This is a genomic window from Actinophytocola sp. (assembly GCF_045807065.1).
In the GTDB taxonomy this organism is placed as follows: domain Bacteria; phylum Actinomycetota; class Actinomycetes; order Mycobacteriales; family Pseudonocardiaceae; genus Actinophytocola.
This window is the reverse complement of sequence record NZ_JBJMIE010000274.1, coordinates 1-2,977: the sequence shown is the minus strand read 5'-3', so window position 1 is coordinate 2,977 and position 2,977 is coordinate 1. Positions and strand designations below refer to the sequence as shown.

Below are 2,977 nucleotides of genomic sequence, written 5' to 3'. Positions count from 1 at the left end.
TCGTGGGCGTCGCGCTCCTCGTGCTGCCCGGCCCCGGGCTTCTCCTGGTACTGGCCGGGTTGCTGATCCTCGCCTCCGAGTTCCCCGCGCTCGAACGCCACATCGACCCCGTGCGGGACCGCGCCATGAAGGCCGCCGAGGACAGCGTGTCCTCGCCGCTGCGCATCGCGGGGTCCGTGCTCTGCGGCCTCGCGCTCCTCGCCGCCGGGATCGTCTGGGGCCTGCGCCTCATCTCCTGGCTGCCGCTCCCCGGCTGGAGCACCGGGTCCAGCCTGATCCTGTCCGGGATCGTGCTGTTCGTGCTGCTGGGCTGGAGCTACCGGCGCGTCAGCCAGCGCCGGCGCCGGACATAGCACGGCCCCCGACACCGCGGACGGTGCCGGGGGCCGCGTGGAGCGGATCAGGCGCCGCCGCCTCCCGGCTGCACGACACCGTTGACCGTCAGCGTGTACGGGGCGTACTGCTGCACGGTCTCGGTCGGCTCGTCGTAGGCGACGACCGCGACCACCTTCGGGAACACGGTCAGTGCCAGCAGCTGCAGCCAGCCGAGCCTGACCTTGTTCTTGCCGTTGAACTGGACCTGCAACGCGACCTGGTTCTTCTCGTCGTACGCGATGAGCCGCAGGTTCCAGTTGTGCACCGGAATCGGACGGATCTCGGTCGGCGAGTCGAACGGCGCCAGCGACGAGCCGTCGCTGACCGCCGTGCCGCCGACGGTGATGTCGTCGACGAGCAGGCCGCCCAGGTTGGTACCACCGTCGGAGACGTACTGGATGCCGATCAGCACGCTCTTGCCCGCGTAGGCGGACAGGTCGTACGAGTGCGGCTCGAACCCGTTGGTGGAACCGTTCAGGCCGGGACCGAGCGGCCCTGGCACGGTCTTGTCACCGGCGATCGGCGTGTAGGTCACGCCGCCGTCGGTGGACACCAGCACGTAGCCGTAGTCGTAGGTCGGCTCGGCGCCGTACTTCGCGAGGAAGCGCAGCGTCGGGTCGGCCGCCGGCACGGTCACCTGCGTCACCGCCGTCGCGTTGGTGTTGTCCTCGTTGCCGGAGAACAGCACCGGGTTGCCCGGCCGGTCCGGGTCGTTCGACACGACGGTCCAGGCCAGCGGGATCGACGGCAGCGTCGCCGTGCCCTCGAAGTTCAGCGACCGCAGGTCGCTGCCCTTGAGCACGGTCCCGTTCGCCTTCTGGAGCGGCACGTAGTCCGCGCCGTTGGGTGCCGCACCCGGGGTGGCGTAGGCCGCCGGGTTCGCCAGGTTCACCGTCGAGCGCAGGCTCGGCGAGGTCACCCGGCTCTTCGGCACGCCGAGCACGATCCCGCGCCGCGAGTCGCCGACGACCTTGTCCAACAGTGTCGCCGACTGGAAGTCGTGCAGCACCGTGTACAGGTCGGCGCCCCGCTCCGCGAGGAGTGCCCCGAGGCTGTCCAGGCCCTGGCGCGCACCGTCGCGGTGCAGCTCCGACATGAACCCGAGGCCGTACCGGTCGGACAGGAACTGCATCAGCGAGTACGCGTGCCCGTAGTCGGCCAGCACCGCGTTCGGGTTGCCCTCACCCCACAGGTTCAGCGAGTTCTCCGGCCCGCCGCAGTCCCGCGGGTTGTTGTTGAACGGGGTCTGCACCGTGCCGAAGCCCTGGTAGCAGTAGATGTGGCTGTCGCCACCCTTGTCGAACACCGTCAGGCGCGGGTCGACGTAGCCGACCAGGGTCTGGGCGTAGTCCGACAGGCCCTCGTTGATCCAGTTCCCCTCGAACGGGTCGGTGTAGTAGTGCAGCAGGTGCTGCCACTCGTGCGCGAACGTGCCCTCGTAGAGGTGCGGCCGGCCCGGCCGGCTGGTGCACAGGTCGCTGGTCGGCTCGTCCGGCGGGTTCGCACCGGTGCGGTGCGCCCAGTCGAACGCGTCGACCGTCATCACGTTGCGGTCGACCAGCTCGTTGAACTGGGAGGAGAAGAAGCCCGCGATGTAGGTCGGCGCCGCCGGGAACGTGTAGTAGTTGTCGTCCCGGACGTTGTCGATCAGCGCGACCGTGTTGTCCCCGTCACCGGTGAAGTCGAGGCCCTCGACCGCCGGGTCGGGGTTCGAGCCGTCCCGGTTCGGCGGCGTGGAGAAGGCCGCCGTCTCCTTCGGGTACATGTTCGTGTCGAACTCGGTCACCAGCGACTGGGCCTGCGCGTCGGTGACGGTCGTCGAGTTCGCGATCTGGTTGCGGCAGTCGCCCGCCGGGAACGACAGGTCGTTCGCGACCCAGACCTCGATCTTGTCGCCGAGCGCGCGGAGTGTGTAGTCCTTCAGGTACACCCTGCCGGCCACGTCGTCCAGCGCGAGCCACGGGCGGACCGTGCCGACCGGCGGCGTCGCGTTGGCCGCCGCCGAGCGCTTCGCGCTCGGGTGGTAGCTGTTCGACACGGTGAGGGGCTTGCCGTTGAACGTGAAGTCCTTGCGGGTCAGCTCCCGGGTGTCGTTCGGCGGCGGGGACGCGGTCGGCGCCCCTGCCGCCGCCGGAGCGGGAAGCAGCTGCAGGAGTGGAACCACGAGCAGAGCGGCCGCGGCCGAGACTAATCGGCGTCGTCGCATCGAAACCCTTTCGATTTGCGCACCCGCCGCATGGAACGTGCCCACATTGCGGGCACGGTTGTTACATGCCCCCGTACCTGACTTTCTCGGTACGGGGGCGAGGAGCGTTTCGTAGTTGGACGGACCGGTTTTTCCCGGTTAAGGGCCGTTTGGTGGGAAGGTCACTGCTCGTAGTGGCGGATCACTAGCCGACCACCTGTGCCATCGGTGCCTGCGGCTCGGGCACGGTCGCCGGGTTGACGATGACCACGTCGCAGTGGACCGACCGCCACAGCTCCTGGCTGGCGCTCGCGTCCATCAGTGCCTGCAGGCCGCCGTGGGTGGGGGCGCCGATGACGACCGCGCGTGCGCCCAGTTCGTTGGCATGGGTGCTGATCAGGCGACCGACCGCACCGT

General features: G+C 69.4%; 3 protein-coding genes. 1 reads left to right on the top strand and 2 read right to left on the bottom strand.

All coding sequences use genetic code 11. The features are described 5' to 3' along the window. Window positions 1–2: 2 nt before the first annotated feature. Window positions 3–353, top strand: a complete 351-nt coding sequence (locus ACJ73U_RS16010; RefSeq protein ID WP_407778416.1) for a PGPGW domain-containing protein — start codon at window positions 3–5, stop codon at window positions 351–353. A gap of 47 nt (window positions 354–400) precedes the next feature. On the opposite strand, the gene ACJ73U_RS16005 is transcribed toward ACJ73U_RS16010, so the two are convergent. Together ACJ73U_RS16005 and ACJ73U_RS16000 are read right to left on the bottom strand one after the other, a co-directional pair. After that, entirely contained in the window at window positions 401–2,539 is a 2,139-nt protein-coding gene (locus ACJ73U_RS16005; RefSeq protein WP_407778415.1) for a hypothetical protein, read from the bottom strand. Window positions 2,540–2,765: 226 nt separating this feature from the next. Beyond that, the coding region (locus ACJ73U_RS16000; protein ID WP_407778414.1) for a universal stress protein at window positions 2,766–2,977 on the bottom strand (212 nt) is incomplete at its 5' end.